At 48.9% G+C, this 20,692-nt stretch carries 23 protein-coding genes and 2 pseudogenes; 18 read left to right on the plus strand and 7 right to left on the minus strand.

All coding sequences use genetic code 11. From position 1 onward, the window contains the following. Nucleotides 1–400 precede the first annotated feature (400 nt). On the plus strand, nt 401–649 hold the full coding sequence (locus FG94_RS24450) for a hypothetical protein (protein ID WP_152571105.1): 249 nt from the start codon (nt 401–403) through the stop codon (nt 647–649). Nucleotides 650–682: 33 nt separating this feature from the next. Here the strand turns inward: FG94_RS24450 and FG94_RS26930 are convergent, their stop codons facing one another. After that, entirely contained in the window at nt 683–967 is a 285-nt protein-coding gene (locus FG94_RS26930) for a hypothetical protein (RefSeq protein WP_081926181.1), read from the minus strand. Between the two features lie 23 nt (nt 968–990). Then, nucleotides 991–1,608: a recombinase family protein gene (locus tag FG94_RS24460; RefSeq protein ID WP_036217158.1), complete on the minus strand. Its 618-nt coding sequence runs from the start codon at nt 1,606–1,608 to the stop codon at nt 991–993. A gap of 285 nt (nt 1,609–1,893) precedes the next feature. On the opposite strand from FG94_RS24460, the gene FG94_RS24465 reads away from it, so the two are divergent. Then, the gene (locus tag FG94_RS24465) at nt 1,894–2,337 is read left to right on the plus strand and encodes a hypothetical protein (RefSeq protein WP_152571106.1); all 444 of its coding nucleotides are present in this window, start codon (nt 1,894–1,896) and stop codon (nt 2,335–2,337) included. 222 nt (nt 2,338–2,559) lie between these two features. Here FG94_RS24465 and FG94_RS26935 read toward each other — a convergent pair whose 3' ends face one another. Next, nucleotides 2,560–3,234: a PEP-CTERM sorting domain-containing protein gene (locus FG94_RS26935; protein WP_081926182.1), complete on the minus strand. Its 675-nt coding sequence runs from the start codon at nt 3,232–3,234 to the stop codon at nt 2,560–2,562. 1,905 nt (nt 3,235–5,139) lie between these two features. Here FG94_RS26935 and FG94_RS27740 point away from each other — a divergent pair. Then, nucleotides 5,140–5,424 carry a hypothetical protein gene (locus FG94_RS27740; RefSeq protein ID WP_161783996.1) on the plus strand — a complete coding sequence of 95 codons (285 nt, stop codon included), beginning with the start codon at nt 5,140–5,142 and terminating at the stop codon, nt 5,422–5,424. 4 nt (nt 5,425–5,428) lie between these two features. Then, on the plus strand, nt 5,429–7,300 hold the full coding sequence (locus tag FG94_RS26940) for a replication endonuclease (RefSeq protein ID WP_161783997.1): 1,872 nt from the start codon (nt 5,429–5,431) through the stop codon (nt 7,298–7,300). 471 nt (nt 7,301–7,771) lie between these two features. Here FG94_RS26940 and FG94_RS24475 read toward each other — a convergent pair whose 3' ends face one another. Beyond that, complete coding sequence (locus tag FG94_RS24475; RefSeq protein WP_081926184.1) at nt 7,772–8,878, minus strand: CAP domain-containing protein; 1,107 nt, start codon at nt 8,876–8,878, stop codon at nt 7,772–7,774. 502 nt (nt 8,879–9,380) lie between these two features. On the opposite strand from FG94_RS24475, the gene FG94_RS27505 reads away from it, so the two are divergent. Continuing rightward, on the plus strand, nt 9,381–9,704 hold the full coding sequence (locus tag FG94_RS27505; RefSeq protein WP_152571107.1) for a hypothetical protein: 324 nt from the start codon (nt 9,381–9,383) through the stop codon (nt 9,702–9,704). A gap of 321 nt (nt 9,705–10,025) precedes the next feature. Continuing rightward, nucleotides 10,026–11,390, plus strand: coding sequence for a hypothetical protein (locus FG94_RS27510; RefSeq protein WP_152571108.1), 1,365 nt, complete (start codon nt 10,026–10,028; stop codon nt 11,388–11,390). Between the two features lie 175 nt (nt 11,391–11,565). Here FG94_RS27510 and FG94_RS27745 read toward each other — a convergent pair whose 3' ends face one another. Together FG94_RS27745 and FG94_RS27515 are read right to left on the minus strand one after the other, a co-directional pair. After that, nucleotides 11,566–11,724 carry a hypothetical protein gene (locus tag FG94_RS27745; protein WP_161783998.1) on the minus strand — a complete coding sequence of 53 codons (159 nt, stop codon included), beginning with the start codon at nt 11,722–11,724 and terminating at the stop codon, nt 11,566–11,568. Between the two features lie 100 nt (nt 11,725–11,824). Continuing rightward, on the minus strand, nt 11,825–12,139 hold the full coding sequence (locus FG94_RS27515; RefSeq protein WP_152571109.1) for a hypothetical protein: 315 nt from the start codon (nt 12,137–12,139) through the stop codon (nt 11,825–11,827). A 190-nt stretch (nt 12,140–12,329) separates the two neighbouring features. Between FG94_RS27515 and FG94_RS26945 the strand changes: the two genes are divergently transcribed. From FG94_RS26945 to FG94_RS24495, 3 genes are all read left to right on the plus strand, one after another. Continuing rightward, nucleotides 12,330–12,803 carry a 3'-5' exoribonuclease domain-containing protein gene (locus tag FG94_RS26945; RefSeq protein ID WP_081926185.1) on the plus strand — a complete coding sequence of 158 codons (474 nt, stop codon included), beginning with the start codon at nt 12,330–12,332 and terminating at the stop codon, nt 12,801–12,803. Nucleotides 12,804–12,885: 82 nt separating this feature from the next. After that, nucleotides 12,886–13,557 carry a hypothetical protein gene (locus tag FG94_RS24490; RefSeq protein ID WP_152571110.1) on the plus strand — a complete coding sequence of 224 codons (672 nt, stop codon included), beginning with the start codon at nt 12,886–12,888 and terminating at the stop codon, nt 13,555–13,557. A 10-nt stretch (nt 13,558–13,567) separates the two neighbouring features. Then, nucleotides 13,568–14,053, plus strand: a complete 486-nt coding sequence (locus tag FG94_RS24495; RefSeq protein WP_152571111.1) for a ribbon-helix-helix protein, CopG family — start codon at nt 13,568–13,570, stop codon at nt 14,051–14,053. Between the two features lie 514 nt (nt 14,054–14,567). Here FG94_RS24495 and FG94_RS26950 read toward each other — a convergent pair. Next, nucleotides 14,568–14,912: a hypothetical protein gene (locus FG94_RS26950; RefSeq protein WP_081926196.1), complete on the minus strand. Its 345-nt coding sequence runs from the start codon at nt 14,910–14,912 to the stop codon at nt 14,568–14,570. Between the two features lie 485 nt (nt 14,913–15,397). Here FG94_RS26950 and FG94_RS28665 point away from each other — a divergent pair. The 9 genes and pseudogenes from FG94_RS28665 to FG94_RS26955 form a co-directional block, all read left to right on the plus strand. Further along, a pseudogene (locus FG94_RS28665) lies at nt 15,398–15,478 on the plus strand (hypothetical protein); the annotation flags it as partial. Nucleotides 15,479–15,586: 108 nt separating this feature from the next. Then, nucleotides 15,587–15,820, plus strand: a complete 234-nt coding sequence (locus FG94_RS28370; RefSeq protein ID WP_229446059.1) for a hypothetical protein — start codon at nt 15,587–15,589, stop codon at nt 15,818–15,820. 606 nt (nt 15,821–16,426) lie between these two features. Next, complete coding sequence (locus tag FG94_RS24505; protein WP_081926187.1) at nt 16,427–16,858, plus strand: response regulator; 432 nt, start codon at nt 16,427–16,429, stop codon at nt 16,856–16,858. A 449-nt stretch (nt 16,859–17,307) separates the two neighbouring features. Next, nucleotides 17,308–17,742, plus strand: a complete 435-nt coding sequence (locus FG94_RS24510) for a hypothetical protein (RefSeq protein WP_152571112.1) — start codon at nt 17,308–17,310, stop codon at nt 17,740–17,742. A gap of 304 nt (nt 17,743–18,046) precedes the next feature. Then, on the plus strand, nt 18,047–18,250 hold the full coding sequence (locus FG94_RS27520; RefSeq protein WP_152571113.1) for a hypothetical protein: 204 nt from the start codon (nt 18,047–18,049) through the stop codon (nt 18,248–18,250). A 109-nt stretch (nt 18,251–18,359) separates the two neighbouring features. Continuing rightward, a complete protein-coding gene (locus FG94_RS27525; protein ID WP_152571114.1) occupies nt 18,360–18,545 on the plus strand; it encodes a hypothetical protein in 186 nt (61 codons plus the stop codon). Nucleotides 18,546–18,647: 102 nt separating this feature from the next. Beyond that, entirely contained in the window at nt 18,648–19,373 is a 726-nt protein-coding gene (locus tag FG94_RS27530; protein ID WP_152571115.1) for a hypothetical protein, read from the plus strand. A gap of 313 nt (nt 19,374–19,686) precedes the next feature. Further along, nucleotides 19,687–20,178 carry a hypothetical protein gene (locus FG94_RS27535; protein WP_152571116.1) on the plus strand — a complete coding sequence of 164 codons (492 nt, stop codon included), beginning with the start codon at nt 19,687–19,689 and terminating at the stop codon, nt 20,176–20,178. 235 nt (nt 20,179–20,413) lie between these two features. Further along, nucleotides 20,414–20,612 (plus strand): annotated as a pseudogene (locus FG94_RS26955) (transposase); the annotation flags it as partial. Nucleotides 20,613–20,692: the final 80 nt, after the last annotated feature.

Here is a 20,692-nt window from a genome sequence, read left to right on the forward strand (position 1 = left end):
TGAGCGAGCAAGCGAGCGAGAGGAGATCCTGATGGATGCAGTGCTTACCGATACCGCTTGGACGATGCATGAGCTAGCCGACGAGATGCTAGGTGGCCTTCCCCCACTACATCACCCATTGTTCGACCCAACATCTCCAGGACAGGATGAGAAGCGTGTAGCCACGACGTGCCGCATCCACACACTTCTCGAAGCTCAGGCGCTGCCCGAGACCCTGCAAGTTGAGGCAGGTACGACGCGGGCGCCGAAAGACCTATTTTGAGTGCGTTAAAGAGCTGCAACCCGCATGGATAGTAGGTTTTGCAGTGGCGTCGAGCTCTGTTACAAATTATCGAAGAATTTCGTTTTCGATAACGTCATGCGGGTGTACTGTGTCGCTCCCATCGTTATAGGAGAGACAATGACTTCCCCATTCATCAAGCATCGGAGCAAGGTATTGGGCGGCTACGGAGCAGCGCAGTTCCTAGAGTCTGCAGTTTTGGCCATGTACAACGGACAGGATTACAAAACAGGCCTGTCACGTCTGACGAATCTTGACCAAGATCACTTGGCCGCATTCTTAGAGATGGCAGAGTCGTACGCCCGCAATGGCGAAAACGACCCGGCATTTATGGAGCTGGCTCAAGAGTGTGTAAGCCGGCGTGAGTAGGATTGGTGCAAGCCTCTAAGGGTAATTTGTGCCTTAGAGGCTCGTCCAAGACTCGCCCTCATCAAGGGCGTCGTTATATGCCTCAGACGTCAAGAAGGCATGGCGCGCTGCTGCTGGCATGGCAGAGGCGGCCATCATGAGCCAGTGAGCACGTGGTTCCTCACTGAGGCTCTTCCGCCAAAACATGCCTTCATGTGGGCCATCTGCCGGGATAGGGAACACACCACCTACAGCTTCCTGGTCATCCTCATAGAGTTTCAAGTTCCAGCCGCCTCCAAGATCCTGAGGGCGGGGGCTTATTTCATAGCTGCGTTTCATGCTAGTCTGCTTTGAATGTCCCTTTATTCAGCAGCTTTCAGCAGCGCTGCTTGTTTGGCCACCGTTCCACGGCTGCAGCCTACCAACTCCATAATCTCCTTCCAGCTCGACACGCCAGCCTTCAAGTGACGCTGAATCAGTGTGTTGCGCTCGGCATCCTCGGCTCGGCCTTTGTACTTACCGGCAGCCTTCGCCTTCTCGACGCCTTGAGCAGCGCGCTGCCGGCGCGTCACATAGTCTTTGCGTGCGATCGCAGCCAGCATGTCGAGCATCATATTGTTTATGGCGTCGAACATGCGCGCGGTGGTTTCGTCGGTCGCGATCATCATCCACGACGTTGGCAGATCCAGGGCAACAACCTTGATGTGCTTCTCATTGAGCGACTGCTTCAGCTTGGCCCAATCCGCTTCGTTCAGGCGCGACAGGCGGTCGACCTGTTCAATCAGAAGGATGTCGCCTACCGATGCGTCAGCGATGAGCTCAAACAGGGCAGGGCGCTGCAGCGATGCGCCGCTTTCGTTCTCGACGTAGAAGGCAGCGATGTTCAAACCACGTTCAGCCGCAAAGGCTTCCAGCTGGGCCTTAGCTCGGCTGGCGTCCTGCTCCTTGGTCGATGCGCGAAGGTATCCACGAACAAACATGGTCTTTCTCCTTTGGAACTATCTTGAGCGGTTAGGATAAGTTGCGATCTAGTGTGATCCATTATAAGTGGTCTAATATCAAAGGTCTAGTATAAATGGTTCAATTGAATTTCGATGCCTGAACAGATGCGCGTGCTTTCTGGTCTAGTTAGGGAATACCCAAAATGAACTGTAGAACTCAGTCAGCAAAAAAACTACATCAGTAGAAAAACTTGCTGACCACAGTCGTGTAATCTACCATCATAGTTCTAACAGCAATATGCTGTGTACTTAGGGGAATCAATCATGATGCAAGTAATCCTGGAACTGCACCAGAACACCGTAGCTGACCTGATCAAAGCAGCAACCGTTCAGGGAATGGAGTTCAAGAAATATGTTGAGATGCGCTTGAATGCCGATCTCGACCAGGTAGTCGAAGAGCAGGCGCCGGCTAACGCGGTCAGCGCAGACGATGTCGAAGATATTGCTCAAGCTATCTTCACGGAAGCTTTGAGCTACCCTGCCAATAAGCAGTATCTGGTTGAGAAGGTGTATGGCCGACTGAACAGGGGCGACTGGAGTGTTCATGACCGAGGCACCCGAATCAGGGTCGGCAAGGCCTTCAAGCGTCTGGTGGATGCTCAATCTGCTGGCGGTACTCAGCTCGAACATGGCTATCAGATGAAAGTGCGCTTCCTGCACAAGAATGCGCAAAATCAAGCCGTATACCAAACTGAGCGTGTCGGCTAATCAGGTGGCCAAGTGGAGGAATCAGCCCTGCATTAGCAGGGCTTTTTTGTTTGTCGCTACTTATCCTGACAAAAACAGGGCTACTCTGACTAGTGCCGGTCTGAAGTCAGAAGGTTAGGGATTGGCTACAAAAAAGCCGTTGATGAAGCAGCGGCTTTTGAAGAAATCAGACATGCGAAGGGGTTCGCCAAAGACCGAACCCTCGGTTCGCAGATCGCAAATTTACGAGCGGCTCCACTTTCGACGCACGATGCCCAGGCCAGCCAAGCCAAGGCCGATCAGCAGGCCGGATGCTGGCTCCGGCACGGGGGCTTCAGCAGCACTAAGCTCAAACGACGTTATGTTGCCATAGTTGCTTCCAATGGAACCGGTTGGGGAATTTTCAAATGAAAAGACGCGGTTGAAAGCCCCACCTGAGGTGGGGTTGTATTGAACCGCTGGGCCACCGGTATTACCCAGTGCCACTATGTCAACGAGCAAGTCACCCTTGGTAGGGTCATAGGAAAAAGCCCCGTTGAACGAAATTGCCGAGTGCACATCTAGGATCCCAGAAAAACTTTTAACCTCGAACACCGAATTGTCTGCGCCCAGATTCGCGTTAAAGTTCGATGCAAGAGAACCCGTTTTATTAGCACCTGTCGACAAACTTATTTGCCACAGATTGTTTGGAGCCCAAGAGGAGGAGTACGAAACAAAGAAGCTTACGCTATTGATCGTCACAGGTGACGTGCCGAAAGCTGAAGCAGAGTACGACTGCTGATAATGGCTGACGCAGGCAAAAGTACAGTCGCCCTCGAGGACCGTACCGCCCGTGATCAGAAGCGGAGTTGCAAAAGAGCCGAAAGATGCGGCGGACAGGGCAAGGGCAACAGCAAGCTTGGACAGTTCGTTTTTCATGATCTATTTTTTGACAAAATTCTACTTCTTGCAATTTTTGTGCCAAAAAAATAAGATGTTAAAAATCAACTACTTGCATAAAAAGAATTTTTCTTTTAGATGGATTCTGTAAAATTTCCCGACAAGATGGGGTGTAGGGCCAAAACAACTCGGAAGGCGTCGGAATAACGTCGGAATGGATCCTATGGACCAAAATAGGCCGAGCGAACCCGGCCAGCTCCTTAGGTCTTCCGGTACGCCAACCCAATGATGAATAGGGTCGTGAGGATCACTAGGTAAGCGCCGCCTACAGGACTGCGCTCTAGGGCAAGGACAAAGCCTGCAGAGGCGGTAACAAGGCCTGACAAGGCGGTGACGAGCCTAGGAGTGATTTTGACTTGCATAGGAAAGCTCCTTGAATGAGTAAGTGCACCTGCGAACGCCGCAGGGCTACAGCTATCTAGACAACGTGTATCACTTTGCCGTGGCCGCGCTGATGATTCCTCTGGTGGGTTTTCCGGCGCTGCGACTAGGCCATGGTGTTGTCACGACGAGAGCGATGAGCGCACTTTTTCATACAGTCACTTCGATTTCCTCTTGTGGTTCTTTCCGCTTGCTGCCTTCTGCACAGGGTTATCCACGAAATCTGTTAATGGATTGCATTCTTGGCAATAGCTCTCAGCCTGGGGCACGCTTCGTGTGTATTTGGTGTACGTTTCGTGCTTGCCTGGTGAACGCTTCGTGGTCGTCAAGGTCAAGGTCGTTGGCCACACTCCAATGCGCTACCCTCCGCCTCAAGGTCGCCATGTTCGATCGAGACCGCCATGTGTTCGACGCCATCCCCTTTGTCTGCGAGGTGTTCGACAACATTCCGTTCGTTTGTGGCAAGTCGAGCGGAAACCTAATAGTTTTGCTAGGGGAATAAGCTGCTGAGATGCCAGTAGTAGGCGAACTGTCCAATGGAAGACACTTGTACCTGGGGGCTGCGAGATCATGCCTGAGGACCGTGACGATCTATCGCATGGAGGTGCCACAGTTCCTTTCAGCGTAATAAGGGAGGAAATATGCAAGTTGCTCCCTGTTTACACAGGTTGCCCCTCGCAGTTCGCTGTTTATGTGATTACAATGGCGTTATGGAAGCACACAGTGCGACTCCTGCTAGAGTGCTCCGTGCACAGCAGGCACTTTTAGGGCGTTTACAGGAAGGGTCACAAATCCTAACGCCCACTAAATAGAGCTGGAAGGTCAACGACCAAAAGCCTGCCGCGCTATCTCTCGCTGGCGGTCGAAATATTCCCCAAGATCGCGTACATCGACAAAAATCTGTCGTCCCTGTTTCCGCGTAGGGAGGGGAAATTTCCCCATGCTGAGCAGATTGTACGCCGTCCCGATTTTAATTCCCATTTCATTACAGGTCTCCTCTAATGTTAAACTGATCTTATTATGTTTCCAGCACAGCATCATGAACGAGTCCATTATGATCCCTTTCTGGAAGTACGGGCGGGCAAAGCGTGAGCAATGGAGGTGAAATAACAATAAATGTTGAGCATATTAGTGAAATGATTTTGCATAGAAATTAAGGTCCAGGCACATGCACACAAATCTACGTTGGATCAGTGTTATAAATCTTGCTGAATCTTATATCGAAGGGCGCATGAATTTTGTTATGGATACAGAAAATCACCCAATAACCATGTTTTTTCGCAAATTCCCAACACAGTTTCAAAGATGTTAATAATCGCTATCTGTTTAAAACGACATATGTTTCGTTTTAATTTAAAACAAGTTAAGTTTTGCATCAGAGAATGCGGTATCGCTAAATATTTCGGCTAAATTTGTAAGAAAAACAGAGAAACTACATTTTCCTGTCCAAAGCCGCCCGAGAAATTTGGTATCGTAATTGCTCAATCTCTTGGAGCTATTACGATGGAAAACGATTTAGATTTTACGAGACCCGAACTCGGATGCTTGATTCGCCATGCGTTTGAAGGCAAAAACTCAGCTCAAGCACTATCTCGACAAGCTCCCGCTCGGACGATCCAGTTTGAAATCCCCGACCTGGAACCTGCACCAATCCAAAAAAATTTCCAAAAACGCAATCTGAACCGGATCAATGCAGCGAAGTCAGCGGCACGGCGAGAAATGCGAGCTAGCGCTGACCATCGACAACTGCATCTGGTTTTTGCTGAGTGTGAAGTCGCGGCCGAGTGATCGCATGAAGCCACAACTGAACAAGCTAACTGCAGACGCATGTACTGAGCAACGAAGCAATGCCAAGTTTGAAAAGGTGCAGAGCCGCAGCACTCGTATCGGCGTTGCCGAGATGCTTCACTTGTACGAATCCGAGCAAACCCGTAAGCTCCTCACGGAGCGTTATGGCTCTGCTTACGAAACAGAAAATGAAATTCTCAAATCCATTCGTCGACAAGACGAGGATGAGCTGAATGCTATACGCCGCGAGGTTGCTAGGCGGGTAGCAATGATAACTAGTGCTGAGGGAAAGATTGCCAACTACATCGACTTAAGCCGACATGAAATTAAGCAACTAGCTGTCTCTTTGGCAGAACTGTATGTCGGCAACCGCGACGAAAAAATAAGCGAGGCACAGAATTTGCTTGGACACAATATCCCCGGTTCCACGCGTGAATCACAATATGCTCGCGTATGTGACGCGTCATTCTGGCGTCGATCACTTACAGTTGCCGTTGAGAGAGGCCGAGAACAATTCTTCCTTCGTCTCGGGAAGCTTGGATTGTCAGACGAACGTTATGCCTCAGATCTAGGCGTTGATGCCAGGGAGCAACAACTCCGGATGCAGCAAAGGTGGATAGAGAACACTGTACTAAGAAAAAAAAATGATGCTGAGATGGGTAGGAATTCCGCGAAAAGCGAAATCCGTTTAGCTGATGTCGTAAAAACGCCAAAGCAAAAATTCGCGAAACTTTACAGTTTCATCAAAGCAATGGAGAAGCTTGCCCAGAAATCGAAACTTCATTCCGCTATGCTGACTATTACACTTGAACCAGAGTGGCATCCGAATCCTCAATACGGAAAAAATACATGGAACGGAAAATCTCCTAGGGCAGCGCATAAGTCGTTCTGTACACGGTGGCAGGCAGTTTTGCGAGATCTTCATCGAATTGGGATTCGCCTTAGCGGTTTCAGGGCAACTGAGCCGCACGGCGATGGGTGTCCTCACTACCATACCTGGTTGATATATCGCCCTGAACACGAAAAAAAAATTTTGCTTACGATAATGCGATACTTCCAACTAAAACTGAAAGTTAGATCGCCAGTTGATGATAAAGAAGCAACCAACGATATTATTTATGAGAACAGAAATGATTTTATTGTAGGAAAATGGAGGGCATGTACAAAAGAAGACGAGGAATCCCAGGTTGAACTTTCTCGAATTGATCCAGCTCGAAGCAAGGCTGCTTCCTATGTAATGAAGTACGTCATGGGTACGCTACCAAAAAGCTTGAAGGATCTCGCTCAAGTAGACAATAAAAAAAATGCTGGGCAGTCTAAGAAAAGTGATGGGATGGCACGCGTTGACACATATCGTGCAATCTGGGGTATGAATCAAGGGCGGCTTTTTGGTGTTGCTAAGTGCTTAAGCGTCTGGGATCAGTTTAGGCGTATGCAGAAACCTCCTGCACATTGGTTTTTGCGAAAATTGTGGGTGATGGCGCGCGGAGGAACCGCAGAAGGAAGGGTCGCTGCAGGTTGTGGACAGCGCGCGGATGCGTACCATTTTTTGCAGATGTTAGGTGGGCTTGATGCCGCTCGAAACGGAAAAAGAAATACTAAACGTTATGTTATCAGTCGTTTGGTTGAGACTGGCGTTAATAAATACGGAGATAAAATTGAGAAGACGATTGGATTGAGATTATTGAAGAAAAAGAACAGGAAGGTCGAAAAACTTAATATTAGTGCGAAGACTAATAAAAAAGTCTCGACGAGTTTTGTTGAAGTTCTCGTTACCTTACGGACAAAGCTCGACGAGTGGGCATTTGAAACTAAAATTCAAAGTCTTTTCAAAAAGTTTCCAAGTTCGACTAGGGCAGCAGCGCAAGATACTTAGCGGCGCTAAGAACAACATTGTATAAATATGGCCGGTCAACCGGCTATTTGTCGTTGTGTGCTAGTAACCGAAGAAGATATTTCTTCATTTTTTATATATGCTCATTGTTCAATAACTGAAAATGACACAGCAATAAGTCTAATTTTAGCTCGAATTCTCCAAATTCCACGTGAATTTCTAGCATTTTTAGGCGCGCCTAGAATTCCGGCTAAAAACGAAAGAAGTTTCAAACGGAAAACTTTACCTAGTTATCCGAGGGGAGTAACTAGAAGGCTAAATAATCTAGCCTTCATTACCTCGTTAACGCGCTAGCAAATACTAAATAGCGAGTTTAGAGCTTCCGGATAGAATTCTCACTTTTCCAGCCTTTTTCCGTCTCTTATTGAGCTGAAGCATTAGTGTCGATATCATTTTAAGATATGCATCACAGCCGTCCTTTGAACCGTTAGGTTCGCGGAGTTCTTTAATCGGTTATTTGCAGAACATCTTGTAAGAGCCAGTGGTGAAGGTCCACGCTTTGTCGATCGACAGGCCGTTTGCAGCGCCAGTTGCATCGCCAGTAGCCTTGCCAATGAAGCGAACATTGTATTTGGTGTTCGGCTTGAATGGGGTCTTGGCGACGTAGTGAGCAACGTTGCTGCCCAGGTAGATACCATCCTGCGGGGTGCTTGCCTTGGTGATGATACGAGCATCCAGCGGGGTAGCTTGACCTTCTTCAGTCACGGTGAAGCTGGTGACACTCAGAGCGGTCGATGCCTGCGAAGCCACGGTGACAGGCGAGCTAGTCTTGGTGCACATGTTCGCAACGGTCATTTCCATCTCCTGATAGAACGGATTTGGGCTTTCCAGGCTGTGGGTCAGGTACACGCCAGTCTGATTGTTGGCCGGGTACACGCCAACATAATCACCTGCGTTGACCTGTGGCTTGATCGCGGCCAGGTTTGCCAGCAGAGGCGACGCTGCATCTTCAGCCGAGATGCCCACATGGGTCATGCCTTGGTGCATCATGGCATTGCGGTGATACAGGCCGTTGACCAGGTTGTCGATGGCCGATGCGTCAGGATTGCCAGCTTGCAGGCTGAAGGCAATCACTTCGGTCGAAACGGTAGCAGCGTAGCCAGCAGCGATCACGCGATCCTGAACAGTAGCGCCAGTGAAGCCAGGCTTGCCTGCAACCTGGGTGTGCGGATCAGCGCCGCTGTTGTTGATGCGGATGTACTCGGCGTGATTGCGCGCAGCAACGTCGATGCTGGCGTTCTGGTTGACCGGACCCAGACCTTGTGCAGCACGGAAGGCGTTCAGTTCGTTGAACGATGCTTCCAGAGCCGAGCCAGCCGGATAGTCAGGCTTCACAGCGGCTTGCAGGGCTGCTGGCTGCACGTACGAAACTGGCGGCACAGGGGTAGGTGCGGCGGGCGCAGTACCGATCGGGGTTGAAGGAGCGGATTCGCTACCACCACCACCACCGCCGCAACCAGTTACAGCCATCGCTGTAATCAAAGCAAACACATAGAATTTTTTCTGGAAGCTGCTATCGAACAAGGAAACATTCGGCTGATCTATCAAAATACTCTTCATGACACTCTCGGCAAAAAAAGTTGAATTATCACAATATTAATACCAAGTGTCTAGGATTCTTTTGTTAAAAGCTTCGCGTGGATCCGGCACATTTATCTTTCCGATCGAGCTTGTGAGATATCCCATTCGCATAAAGTATGGGCAAGCTTAATCTCACCATCTACCTTGCGCCAGCGGAAGGCCACTACCATGTGCCGAACAACTCGTGCGAAAATTTTTGATTTGCAAAATTTAGGTAAATTTAGATAATAGTTCGCTTGACTAACTTTAAAGGGGCAATCGATGAGCGAATCCGCAATAGTTAAAGGACGACTGTCGCAAATTTCATCTTCGCGGAAAGCTGACGGGAACACTGGCATTACGAATATATAAAAATCGATGATAAGCGATTAAATAATGTCTACGTTGCAAACTCTATTAATGATAATTTTCAATATTCCGTAGGTAAAGAGATCAGTCTTTCGCTCGCTAAAGTCTACAAAAAAATGTCGCTGGAATGGTGGTGGCTCTACGTGACGGAGAAAACGTTGAGCATTCTCCTGAGCTTACGTCTGGAAGGGCTTGTGCGATTACATTAACGCAAATCGGTCAGAATATTCTTGTATACGCCTTAATGGGAGTAATCATTTGGCTGTGCTTTTTCGTGGCAGGAGCGTTTTTAGTCCAGTTATTCGGCAAGCGCCATAGTCCAATTGCTTTCGACACGCCGGCTCAAATATCGGCTTGGCTAACAATTGGGGTATTTATTCAACAGATTTTCTTTTCGAAGAAATCGGTTTTAGGTTCCCGTGATAGATATAACGCTGCGGTTCGTGCTTTGGATTAATCAAACACCTTCAATAGCCGCGCTTACGAACTATTTGTGAGTGCGCGGTGCATTCCTGCCTTCAACGCATCGCACTTCTATAGTCCAAGGTTTGACAGTTGATACGTAATCTCATCTAGAGACCAATGCTATAAGACCGCCGTATCGAGGAGATGGTCCGTAGGTCCCGTAAGGGCAGACGACACTTTCCGCAGGTAAGTGTCTAGTCTGATAATAGTATCTGCCCAAAATACGGAAATTCGGGAAAAATAGCGATTTTGACATGCTAGTATTATTTTGTTTGATGCATAGAAATAATTATTATCAAATCGGAGGCATGTCATGACAAAAATCGCACAAGAAGCGACAAGAGCGCAATATATCAACAAGATCTGGGCTGCGCGAATACAGCTCGATAAAAAAGAAACACTAATAGTACGCGGCAGGGAGATCAAACCGATCGCTTGGTCTGCGTTAGATTTGCTTTCGGAAGCAATGCGTCTTGACGGGCATATTCCGCACGTGAAGAAGACGCTACCTCCAGGGATCTTATATGCGTGCAGCGACGAAGTACGGCAGAACCCACTTAAAGTCGCCGAACTGGCTGAAGAGTGGGCCGACTCCCGCAAGACTGTGACTGGCCGTGCTCACCAGCGGAACAGCCCCGTTATGGCAGGAGTCGTAATTTCATTGCCGAAAGAGATGATCGAGGATTGGCCTGCTTTTCGAGATGCTTCAGTTAAATGGATGAAAGAAAAGTATGGCGAAAGACTGAGATTAATTATAGAACATCTGGATGAGGAAAATCCTCATATCCATGCATATCTTGTGGCGAGTCATGGATTTAAGGATGGGCGACCGTTCTCTGAGCCATTCGGGGCTGTGCATGAAGGATATGCCGAAAGCCGTGCTGCTCGACGCGGTTCGATCGAAAAATCAGGGACGTCTAAAGGCGCAAAAACTGGAAAAGCGTTTGTTGATGCAATGAAGGAATATCAAGACAAATTCCAGCATGATGTAGCGCGCCACTTCAACTTAGCCCGCCTCGGACCACAAATGAAGAAACTCAGTCACGCTGAGGCCGTTCGTCAGAGAGATATTAGGAACGCTGAAGCTGAGCGTATTGAAGCAGAGAAACTCAAGGAAAAAGCGTTCGAGGAAGTACGTGCGGCGATGGAAGCGCGCAGACTGGCAAACGAAGAAATTGCTAGGAGAAAGAAAGAAGCTGAGCGCGAAGCAGAGGCAATCAGCAGACAAATGATCGAGGACGCGCAGGAGCGTGCGAAAGTCGAAGGCCAGCGCATTATGAAGATAGCGAAGCTGGCTGCGGAAGAAAAAGAGCGGACGATTCAGGCGTTAATAAAGGGTGATGAGAGGGTAGCCGTGCGAGTCTTCAAGGAAAATGTCAAGCTCAAAGAGGACTTGCGTTTAATTGAACATGCGCTCGAAGTTGCGAAATTAGAAATCGAACATTGGAAAAACAAATTCCAATCGGCATACAGCTGGCTTAAAGAAGCGGTTGGGAAACTCGAAACGTTTAGTTATTTCGGAATGTCGCATATATTCAAAAAGACTGAAGCAGGAGGGAAGGGGAGTGGAATAGATAGCGGACAGTCCCTAAAGTCAGAGATTAAAGCGGAGAAGAAATTATTCGTTATGCTCGAGCCTGTTCCAAAGAAATATAAGAATGGAGAGGAGCGTTGCTAATAAAAAAACTCAATATGTAACTGGTAATTAAGTGAAGCGCACTTCGGTGCGTTTTTGTCTTAATAGGGATTGAATTATTATCTTGGGCACAACCGTTTCCAGTATCAAGCAGAAGCGAAACCTTTCCGTTAGCGAAAGTACCAACGGCGACGGATACAACCGGACCCGACACGGCTTAAGCTGCGCTGGCGACAAGCAGGCCGACAACAGTGAGTGCGCCAGCGATGATGATTGCAGTGGAACGACGCTCAGCATTTTTAAATTGACGGATCTCGCGTTCAGCTGAGCATTTGTAGGTTGTTTGACGGATGTGCGATTTAATTAAATTGTTCATGATAAGTCCTTTGTTTTATTTGTGGGGTTTCACAAAGCAAAATTAATACTTATTTATTGTCGATTTTTCGGAAAACGACAAATAGCCCAATATTTCCGCATTAACGCGGGAATTCTGCATAAATACTTAAAACGACGTCTTGTGGGAGCATGCCAACATACGGGATTGATTGGCGTAGCCTATTACTATTCGCGTCCAAGCTTTCCATGCACTCCCGCAGCAATTTATCGTCGTTAGAATCTAGAATTGCTAGCCATTCCTCATACGTCGGCCCCCAGCTGTCCTGGGCTTTCCAGCGCAGCAAATTAGCGCGTGCATGTTCACGAATAACGCTGAGCGGGAACCTGGAAAGAACTTCAGATGAGAGTCGGTATTTTATTGCGTCGAGTCGATGGTGCGGATTAGTTTCGCTCATGCTTTCTCCTTTTTCATTATTCTTTACGAAGAGCGGCTTATGCACAACCGATCTTTCAGAAAGTTAAGAATCTGAGTGCCTACATCTCGGATAGGAGAGATAATGATGTGTACTAAGAGGGACATTTTGTCGAAAAAGGGTAGCGTAGTACCCATCCAAGCAGTCAAACATGCATAGGTGAAATGTTGTTATGGAGCAACAACTTTTATTCTTGGATACCGAATTCACGGATTTCAACGATCCAAAGTTGATTAGCGTTGGAATTGCGGGCCTAGGCGGGGAGGAGTTCTATGCAGAAGTCGAGTATTCGATAGAAGAGTGCAGCGAATTCGTTCGTAAGACAGTTCTTCCATTGCTGACACAAGAGAGGAAGCACAGCCTGGAGGAGCTTCGGTTAGCGCTACTATCGTGGATTGAGCAAGTTCGCAGCTCGGGGCCAATCCTTATATGTTTTGATTCTGAATACGATCGCAGGATGCTGGAGCAGATTTTTGAAACAAAAATGCCTCCGTCAACAGTTTTACGATGTCTCGGTGCCAGTCACGTCAACAAACTTAAGATGTATGAGTGGCACGTCAAGCACAAGCAAGCAGAGCATCACGCGCTTTACGATGCACGTGCTCTCAAACACGGGTTTCGAGGATGGGTGCGAAACGTACGTTAAATCTAAATTCTTGCAAATTCACTTTTTGGTGGCGCGCTGGAGCGGTATCATAGATATATTGTTACTTCTGGAGAAGCTTTCTATGTCACGCGAACACTTCCTTGATGAGCTCTCTGACGATTTCCCACCCCGGACTATTTACTCGTACGACGAGACGGCTCGTTACAATGCTGAGCGTTTAGCCTTGATAGACGCTGTTCTCGACGGGTCATTCGAGAAGTATGAGTGCAAAGTCAAAGACAGCGAATTCAGCTATAAGATTACTGCTGATGCAGTCTTTGATCTTGAAGTTGTGTACAAAGACGAGTCCTGGAAGAAGAGCTTTTCGTATGTCACGGAAGCTTTTGAAATTGCTGAGTCCGCATATCGTTTTTTCGTCGTGGTGCCCCGCGTACTGGATGAAGGGGAAGTGCTCTTAGCAAACGAAAAGAATTATCCTGTCGATGCTGAGTCACGACAGATGCACGATCACTGTGATGATGAGCCGGTGGAGGTCTTCCACACACCTGAATTGGATTTCAAAGGTCAGTACATTCACGCAAAGGTATTCCGTTGCTTGGATAGTACGTACTTACTGACCATCGTTCATGTTAGCAGTGAGAAAGGGATGCAGCCTTTGCTCGATCGGTATTACGGTGACGTCGAGCTTGCTAAGCTGCTCGCCGTTGGATATCTTAACCTCTTCGATCGTGCCGAGTACCCGATTCGCATGCACGAGACATACAAGAAAGTCTACATACGCGTCACACACTAAAAGGGGTTTCATGAGCTCGATGCCAACGCCTGCCGAGTTTGAAGTTCGTCGCTTAGTGGAAGCTGGTGTTCTTACAAAGCGCATGAACTATCGCGTCAACCCGTCGCCCGGTGTTCTTCTGTCGTTTTGCAATCGCCTGGAAGGGCGCATGATGCACGCTGAGGTATCGTTTGACAGCATGCGAGCTCAGGCAGAGGCATTCGAGATGATCGTGACTGAAGTTGTCGACGGCCATGAACCTGAGCTCGTCTCAGTGTACCGGCACGCCTCATTGGAACGCATTATCAAGACACGGAGCGGGTTTCTGTGCCTGTACACCACTGGCAAACCAGCTAAGAAAGTAAGTAAGGCTGTGATGACGATCCGCGTAGATGAGAACCTGCGCGAAGCGTTTGAGGCTGCTGCTGCTGCAACAGGTGAGTCGCAGGCAGTTGTTATCCGGCAATTGATGCGCTATTTTGCAGGGAAGGGACCCGACCCAAAGCTGGCCGGGTAGTGCATTACAGTCGATTATAGTCTTCTATAGTCTATTATAGTTTTGCACTATGGCAACGCCTAGAGTACCTTTGCTGCTGTGACTTTTTCAGGAGTTTGACTGCTATACGAGCCTCAACGGGTGAGATTGTCAAAGCTTTCGAAGTCACGCCAGAGCGTTGGGAGAAGATGAAGAAAGAGCCTCCTGGATCTTACTTGATCCGTCGTAGTAAGCTCCCGGCAGTTCTCAAGAAGAATGTAAGAGGAACATACTGGTTCGCTGCACGGCCAGGAGAAAGCGATCCGAACCGGAAGCCTAAGAATGCCTAACAAAACCCTGTAGTTGCTCCAAGGGAAACAGGCGGGTGCACTGAGCCGTGCCGACCGTCCGCTATCGGCCAGAAGCGGACCTTCCACGACCTGCCTGTGCACGAAGTCGCAGATACGCCTGAAGCGTTTATTTGATGGGTCGCGGGCGGCGATGGCATGGCCAACTGTATTTGACTCCACCGCCGCCGACCGCTTTAACTGGTAACTTAAACTACCTTTGCGGACTTACAGCCCTGTTTGATCTGAGCGGTTTCAATTGCCTCAACTTCTCCTTTGAACTTTGCAACGTCTGCAGCGTGGTCGCCAGTCAGCTTGCTAGCTGGGACAAGCGCTAAAAATACCGTGGCGGCATCCATATTAGCTTTCGAGTCTTGCATTGCGGAGACTTTTAGAAGTTGAGCACGTGCATCGCCTAAATGTGTAGAAAGTTGCACGCAGTCGATACCGCTGTACTTCTCATGGGAGACATAAGATGCGGGGATACTCTCGGGTCTTGTTGCACAGCCAGTCAAAGTCGCAAGAACGAGTCCAGCCAAAACGATATTTTTCATTTCCATCCCTATAGTTGTTGTAAGTGCTACGACTACATAGTATCTTCTTGGAAATATAAATTCCATTAGTAAAGTGCCGTTGTCGTCGTTTTGCAACTGAAAAGAATAGCTTGCCTCAGTAGGGCACTTTGTTTGGGTTAAACCGGTCCTGCGTGACAGTTTGTGATTTTTGATGCCTGATGACCTGCTATGCTGAGCTGAACGGCCAAGTTTGGCCCGAACTGGACCGAGCTTGGGCAGGCCTATAACGGCAAAGACGCTGAGCTGTCTCCGTCAATTAAGTAAAGATAGAGAATGCGAGGAAGACACCAGTTGCGTACAAACATAGTCCTCATCGATTTCGAGAGCGTGCAACCCGCCTCCCTTAGTCTCCTTGTTGGTGACCACTTCAAGCTCAAGTTATTCGTTGGTGCTACACAGAACAAGCTTCCTTTTGAGCTGGTCACGGCTATGCAGCGTATGGGGGGCGTGCGGAGTATGTCAAGATTTCGGGGGTTGGGCCAAACGCTCTAGACTTTCACATTGCCTACTACATTGGGCGCCTTTCTTCCAGCGATCCCGACGCCTTCTTTCACATCATTTCGAGGGATAGCGGCTTCGATCCGCTTATCCAACATCTTAAGGATCAGAAGATTTTCTGCGGTCGCTGGACATCGCTCGATGAAATTCCAGCAGTGAAAGCGATACATATTAAAACACCTGATGAGCGAGCACGTATGTTTTTTGGCAAGCTCCAGCAACCGAATTCAACAAAACCGCGAACAGAAAAGACTTTAAAAAGCTCAGTTGCTGCTCATTTTCAAAAACAGCTTACTGACGCGGAGGTTTCGGCAGTTATTGATGCACTGCATACGCTCGGTCACTTGTCCATCAACGGTGGCAAGGTAACGTATGCTGCTTTCGACTAAAAATTTAGACTTAGCCTCAAATAGTAGATTTCTTGACAACGAGGGCTTGCTTTGGGGCCGCAGCTGGCGTACGCGACACGCCTCACGACTTTGCCCGCACATCATGCGCGTCTACCAAAATAGGTCGTGTATTGGACCGACACTCGAATTGGGTTAGAGGAGCCCTCGGTTGTACTTTCCGTAAGGGCGTTAGCGCATGCTAATTAGATAATGATTTTGTGACGTCTGCTTTGGTTCGGTTCCGGCCTTTTGTGACCGTCTGTGATCTTTCGGTCTTGGTCAGGTGCTATGCTGAGTCGAACGGCCGAGTTCGGCCAAGAGCAGACGCCACTCATGAACGCACAGATCGAGACCTCTGGATCGGTCTCTGGACAGGCGTCGTGTCGCTTGAAACGGGGAGCAGGCTGTGTTGGCCCATCGACGTCGTAACTTCCTCTAGTCGGGAGTTCGGTTGCTCCATATTCGAAACTTGCGAAGCACAATCTATCAGAATGGATAGTGACCAAAAATTGTCCAGTATGCAATAGTGTCCGTATGTGAAGTACGACAGCGTGAGACTGCCGCTTCATCCAAAGCAAGCATTCAAACTTTGGGAGTCCGAACACTATGTCCTCAAAAAACACTCTTCGTCTGATGCTTATCGATCCTGACGACGACTTGCGGTTTTTACTGAAGACCTTGCTCGAGTTGACTGGGTGCCGAGTTGAAACGGCTAAAAATGGCAGCGAAGCGGTCGCCCTAATAGAAGCCACTCCACCTGACGTAATCTTCACCGATATATGGCTGTCGGATGGGACAGGTCTCGATTTCGGCAAGCAAATTCGCACACTGCCTTGTGCGAGGGACACATTGCTTGTCGCGCTAACCGGTCATTATTATCAAGGCATAACGCAAGATGCGTGGGCCGCAGGCTTCGACAGGTTTTTGCTTAAGCCTGTCCAGTTTGATCAGATCCTGAGTGTGCTGAAAGCGGTGGCGAAAACACGTGGTTGCCATGTGAGTGAACTCAGTGGCACCGCGCCAAAGGCAGCTGCATAAATGTCAACGTGAACGAGAGTAGGAGCCGCAACTTGAGCACGTTGTGTCACTGCTGTCATCGCCCCACTTAGACGATTGTCTAAGTTCGGCCAAGAGCGGACCTTCCAACCAAGAGATTGGCTCGCCAGGCGGCTGGCAATGCAGGTGGCTGTTCCGGCTGTAGTAAAACCAAAGATAAGGACTAAAGCACATGAAGAAATCGGTACTGATCACCCTTGTCCTTGTTGGCGCAGGGGTTTGCGCCTTCGCAGTAGGAATTCGCGGTGGATGGGCGATTGGACAAACCTATTTCGAGTTAAAGGACCAACCCCAAGCATCCCGCTAAGTAAAGCGATGCTGTGTGCAGAAAAGCGTCGAAACAAAGCGAATTTGTCGTCCGTTTTGGGTCGAAACTGGTCGCCGCAACCTACCTGCTTGAATTTGCCGGGTCTCGAAGGATGGGTGATAGGATGAAAGGACGTTATGCTTTCTCGGTGTTTTGTGCCTTGATTACCCTGTCCGCCTGTTCCGAAACCTTGGAGGACGTCAGTGCGCGGGGTGAGTACAAGGAGATCGTCGGAGCCAGGTATGAGGTCGTAGGCAAACTAGAGGCATACGGGATAGGTCGCAATCCATATAAACAGATCGACTATGTCAAGTTGATGCCCGTGTTCGGCTACACCGGGTCGGAAGTTGGCTTCAACATTCCGGTGCGACAAGGGTCAAAGCTTACTGTCACAAATGTCTATCATTCAAACAGATGGTTCGACCAGGGTGTCACCCTCGGCGTGCGCCTCGAAGGTATGCCTCTCCCTGTCGATGCTCCCGTGCGTATCGATCTCCGAGATAACGTTGAGGACGGAGGGCACGTTAGCCTTAACCTGGTCATTTTCAAAAGGATATAAGGCGGAAGGCTTGTCCAAGCACGACTGGTTTGCTTCAGCTACGTCCGCTTTGGGTCGATAGCTGCCGTAGAATGAACGGTCGGGTTCGGCCAGAAGCGGACGTTAGCGATTATCCTTTAATTGATATGATGCATGTGCTGGCGAACGCTTTTGCAGTCCACGGTCACTGCAGTTAAGCGAATGGCTGTCTTAGTTTTATGCCCAGCATTACACAATTGTTGGCAGTTCTTTGAAAGAGCACACGGAAACTGGCCTATCATCGGCCGTTTACAGAAATTTGCTAATCCATACTATGAGGATATTTATGGACTTCTTGGATATAGATGATAGTGTTGAAGCGGTTAAGCGTGCCGATGGTTTCGCTGCTACTACAGCCGCTGCTGCGAAAGTTGCAGGTATTGCAGCTATCAATAGCGTTATTTTTGCTGGCAACGAGATATTTTCAGGTCGAGCTGCTAAGGCAATATCAGAAGCAGTCGAGCGCGAGAAGGGCAAGATGGAAAAGTAGAGCTGCTTTGCCTTTAGCCTGTGCCATCTTGTTGTCGTGCTGGCACCATAAGCTGAAGGCATTGCGGATGGTTTTACACACAACAAAATGTAATTTCTAGGAGAGAGAAATGCCAGTAAAGAAAGTTGACGATTTGAAGGATTCGGAAGAAAGAAGAGCAGGTCAGCAGTGGCAACAAGCTCTTGGAATCCCTGACCTGACAACACGCGAGTTGGACTACATCGGCGACCGCCATCAGGGCAGTTCTGACCATGAAATTCGTCAGGCAATTTTGGATCGTAGACAAGGGAAGTAACGGGGCCAGACGTCTCTCTCAATGAGGCGTGGTGATCACTTTGATGTTGAGATTAAAGGCCACGTTCGGCCAAAACCGGACCTATGAATAGAGACAATTATTATGCTATCTGAAAATTCAATTCTTAGGCGTATCCCGGTAGTTATTGAGCCTAAAACCGCAATGTTTATCGATGGCATTCGGCACGCTATAGAAATTGTGGAGCTCGCTTATGAGCGGTTGAGTTCAACACTCACCGGGCTTGCTACAAATCCTACTACGCCAGATGACCTACGTTTGATGTCAACTACGGCGTTTTTAGACGCATGGGCGATAGTTGACTCGGTTGATCGATTTCGCATGCTGTACCAGAAATTTCCTGGAATTTCGTTTGGACCACCGACGCCGGGAGTAATGACTCTTGCAGAGGTCTGTGAGCCTGTCCGCATGCTTAGGAACGTAGCCGACCACATTGCTCAGCGAGCGGAATTTATTGTAGCAAAGGGTGACGGGGCCGCTTTGGGGGTGTTGACATGGGTAACTGGAATTAGAGATGCGCCATTTGATGCGTACTTGTGCATGCTGCGTCCAGGGACCCTTCGGGCAGTTCCTGAAATAGGAGCTGCACCATTAGCTGCTACATTTAACTGGCCTACAAGTCGAATTTGCTTGTCCGCAGGCGGATATGAAGTAAATCTTTCGGAGATTCGACCCCACATTGAGCGTCGAGTCAAGCATCTCGAAGGACAAATCGAGCAGGAAATTGGTAGGTTGAACATAACTGATGCACCTACAGCTAACGACATTCTCATAAAGAAGCCTGTAACTTTTCAATTCCCCGACAGGTAATTTCGAATGACTGTCTGGTTTCGGCCAAAAGCAGTCGTTCCCTTGTAAGAATCACTTTGAGAATTTCGGTGTGACTTCTTGTTTATACAGATTCACGACCACAGTTCTCCCTCTAAATTGTACAGGCTTCAGCTTAGGCTGTGTCACCCATAACCAACGGCAGCGCGTGAGGATCAGTGAGAATCGATGGCGTCTCACGCGCTATACTCGCGACTTGACCGCTTAACGCGCTCGTAAAGGCCATGCGCCGCAGTATGCCCAGTTACTCAGGGTTGTCTAACCTCTCGCGCTTGCCGCGCTCGTTCGCACGCTTATGAAGATTAAAGGTTTTCTCTTTCTGATTCCCTTTGCACTTGTTGCCATCCCCGGCCATACCGAAGACACGGAGCGTTATCGGGCTAATGCCAAAAGCTCAGCGTGGCATCTGGCCCTAGACGAGCTTTGCACGCAGGGCCATGCGAAGATCGACCGCCGAGGGGATTATGCCGAATGGCGGGAGAATCTCGCACATCAGATACCCAGCGACTACCGTCATCTGATGCAGACGTGGATCGATGAAGGAGTCGAGCAGGCGGCACATCGTTACAAAGGGCGTAAGCCACCTAAGGCTGTGTGTGCTTATATTGACGAGAGCATGAATTTCGAAAGAACGCGAGCTGCTGGCGCTATTTCAAAAGTGCAGGCGCCCGACACGGTTTACCGGTGTAAAGTGGACGGCGTGACCCTATTTGCTGACAAGAAATACAAGTCGATTCCGTGCGAACCGCTCATGCCGCCTGGCCTTTCAAATGTCAGGAAAAAATGAGGACGATCTTGTGGATTCTGTCCGAATACTGGATGAAAGAACCGAACGGGAAGGATCATGTGGACTGAGTCAGAGCGTGTAACAAGACTTCATACTTGCTTCAACAACAAAGGTTGCCACGCTGGAAAAGTCACGGAATGTCACCATCTGCGGCTTCCGCCCCTTAGCAGACATACGCTTTAAGAGCCGCTAACACAACTGGACAGGAGACCATGGCTTGCGTACCGTAGCGGACATCGCAAGACCAAAAGTTAGCAATGAATTGTGGGGGCGCTGGAGCCGTTGATCCCTGAGCTTGTACCGTCGCGAAAAGGTGGTTGTCGGCGTTCAGTTGATGACCAGGCAGCCCTGAACGGTATCGTGTATGTGCTCCACACCGGCATCCCTAAGAAGATTTACCGCAAGAACTGGACTTTGGCAGCGGCATGACCTGCTAGCGACGGCTGCATGATTGGCAAGCTGCTGGCACATGGGAATAATTGCGCTTTGCGATGTTGATTGGGGTAGGCAAGCC

It is taken from the genome of Massilia sp. LC238, from assembly GCF_000735635.1.
GTDB lineage: Bacteria > Pseudomonadota > Gammaproteobacteria > Burkholderiales > Burkholderiaceae_D > Telluria > Telluria varians.

Excerpts from the sequence above, each read along its gene's own strand:
- FG94_RS27535 (WP_152571116.1), top strand. The coding sequence starts at position 19,687 with ATGAAGATTAAAGGTTTTCTCTTTCTGATTCCCTTTGCACTTGTTGCC.
- FG94_RS27745 (WP_161783998.1), bottom strand. The coding sequence starts at position 11,724 with ATGAACAATTTAATTAAATCGCACATCCGTCAAACAACCTACAAATGC.
- FG94_RS27510 (WP_152571108.1), top strand. The coding sequence starts at position 10,026 with ATGACAAAAATCGCACAAGAAGCGACAAGAGCGCAATATATCAACAAG.
- FG94_RS24510 (WP_152571112.1), top strand. The coding sequence starts at position 17,308 with ATGAAAGGACGTTATGCTTTCTCGGTGTTTTGTGCCTTGATTACCCTG.
- FG94_RS27525 (WP_152571114.1), top strand. The coding sequence starts at position 18,360 with ATGCCAGTAAAGAAAGTTGACGATTTGAAGGATTCGGAAGAAAGAAGA.
- FG94_RS26940 (WP_161783997.1), top strand. The coding sequence starts at position 5,429 with ATGAAGCCACAACTGAACAAGCTAACTGCAGACGCATGTACTGAGCAA.
- FG94_RS26930 (WP_081926181.1), bottom strand. The coding sequence starts at position 967 with ATGAAACGCAGCTATGAAATAAGCCCCCGCCCTCAGGATCTTGGAGGC.
- FG94_RS24450 (WP_152571105.1), top strand. The coding sequence starts at position 401 with ATGACTTCCCCATTCATCAAGCATCGGAGCAAGGTATTGGGCGGCTAC.
- FG94_RS26950 (WP_081926196.1), bottom strand. The coding sequence starts at position 14,912 with ATGAAAAATATCGTTTTGGCTGGACTCGTTCTTGCGACTTTGACTGGC.
- FG94_RS24460 (WP_036217158.1), bottom strand. The coding sequence starts at position 1,608 with ATGTTTGTTCGTGGATACCTTCGCGCATCGACCAAGGAGCAGGACGCC.
- FG94_RS27530 (WP_152571115.1), top strand. The coding sequence starts at position 18,648 with ATGCTATCTGAAAATTCAATTCTTAGGCGTATCCCGGTAGTTATTGAG.
- FG94_RS26935 (WP_081926182.1), bottom strand. The coding sequence starts at position 3,234 with ATGAAAAACGAACTGTCCAAGCTTGCTGTTGCCCTTGCCCTGTCCGCC.
- FG94_RS26945 (WP_081926185.1), top strand. The coding sequence starts at position 12,330 with ATGGAGCAACAACTTTTATTCTTGGATACCGAATTCACGGATTTCAAC.
- FG94_RS27520 (WP_152571113.1), top strand. The coding sequence starts at position 18,047 with ATGGACTTCTTGGATATAGATGATAGTGTTGAAGCGGTTAAGCGTGCC.
- FG94_RS27515 (WP_152571109.1), bottom strand. The coding sequence starts at position 12,139 with ATGAGCGAAACTAATCCGCACCATCGACTCGACGCAATAAAATACCGA.
- FG94_RS24475 (WP_081926184.1), bottom strand. The coding sequence starts at position 8,878 with ATGAAGAGTATTTTGATAGATCAGCCGAATGTTTCCTTGTTCGATAGC.
- FG94_RS24495 (WP_152571111.1), top strand. The coding sequence starts at position 13,568 with ATGAGCTCGATGCCAACGCCTGCCGAGTTTGAAGTTCGTCGCTTAGTG.
- FG94_RS24505 (WP_081926187.1), top strand. The coding sequence starts at position 16,427 with ATGTCCTCAAAAAACACTCTTCGTCTGATGCTTATCGATCCTGACGAC.
- FG94_RS24490 (WP_152571110.1), top strand. The coding sequence starts at position 12,886 with ATGTCACGCGAACACTTCCTTGATGAGCTCTCTGACGATTTCCCACCC.
- FG94_RS27740 (WP_161783996.1), top strand. The coding sequence starts at position 5,140 with ATGGAAAACGATTTAGATTTTACGAGACCCGAACTCGGATGCTTGATT.
- FG94_RS24465 (WP_152571106.1), top strand. The coding sequence starts at position 1,894 with ATGATGCAAGTAATCCTGGAACTGCACCAGAACACCGTAGCTGACCTG.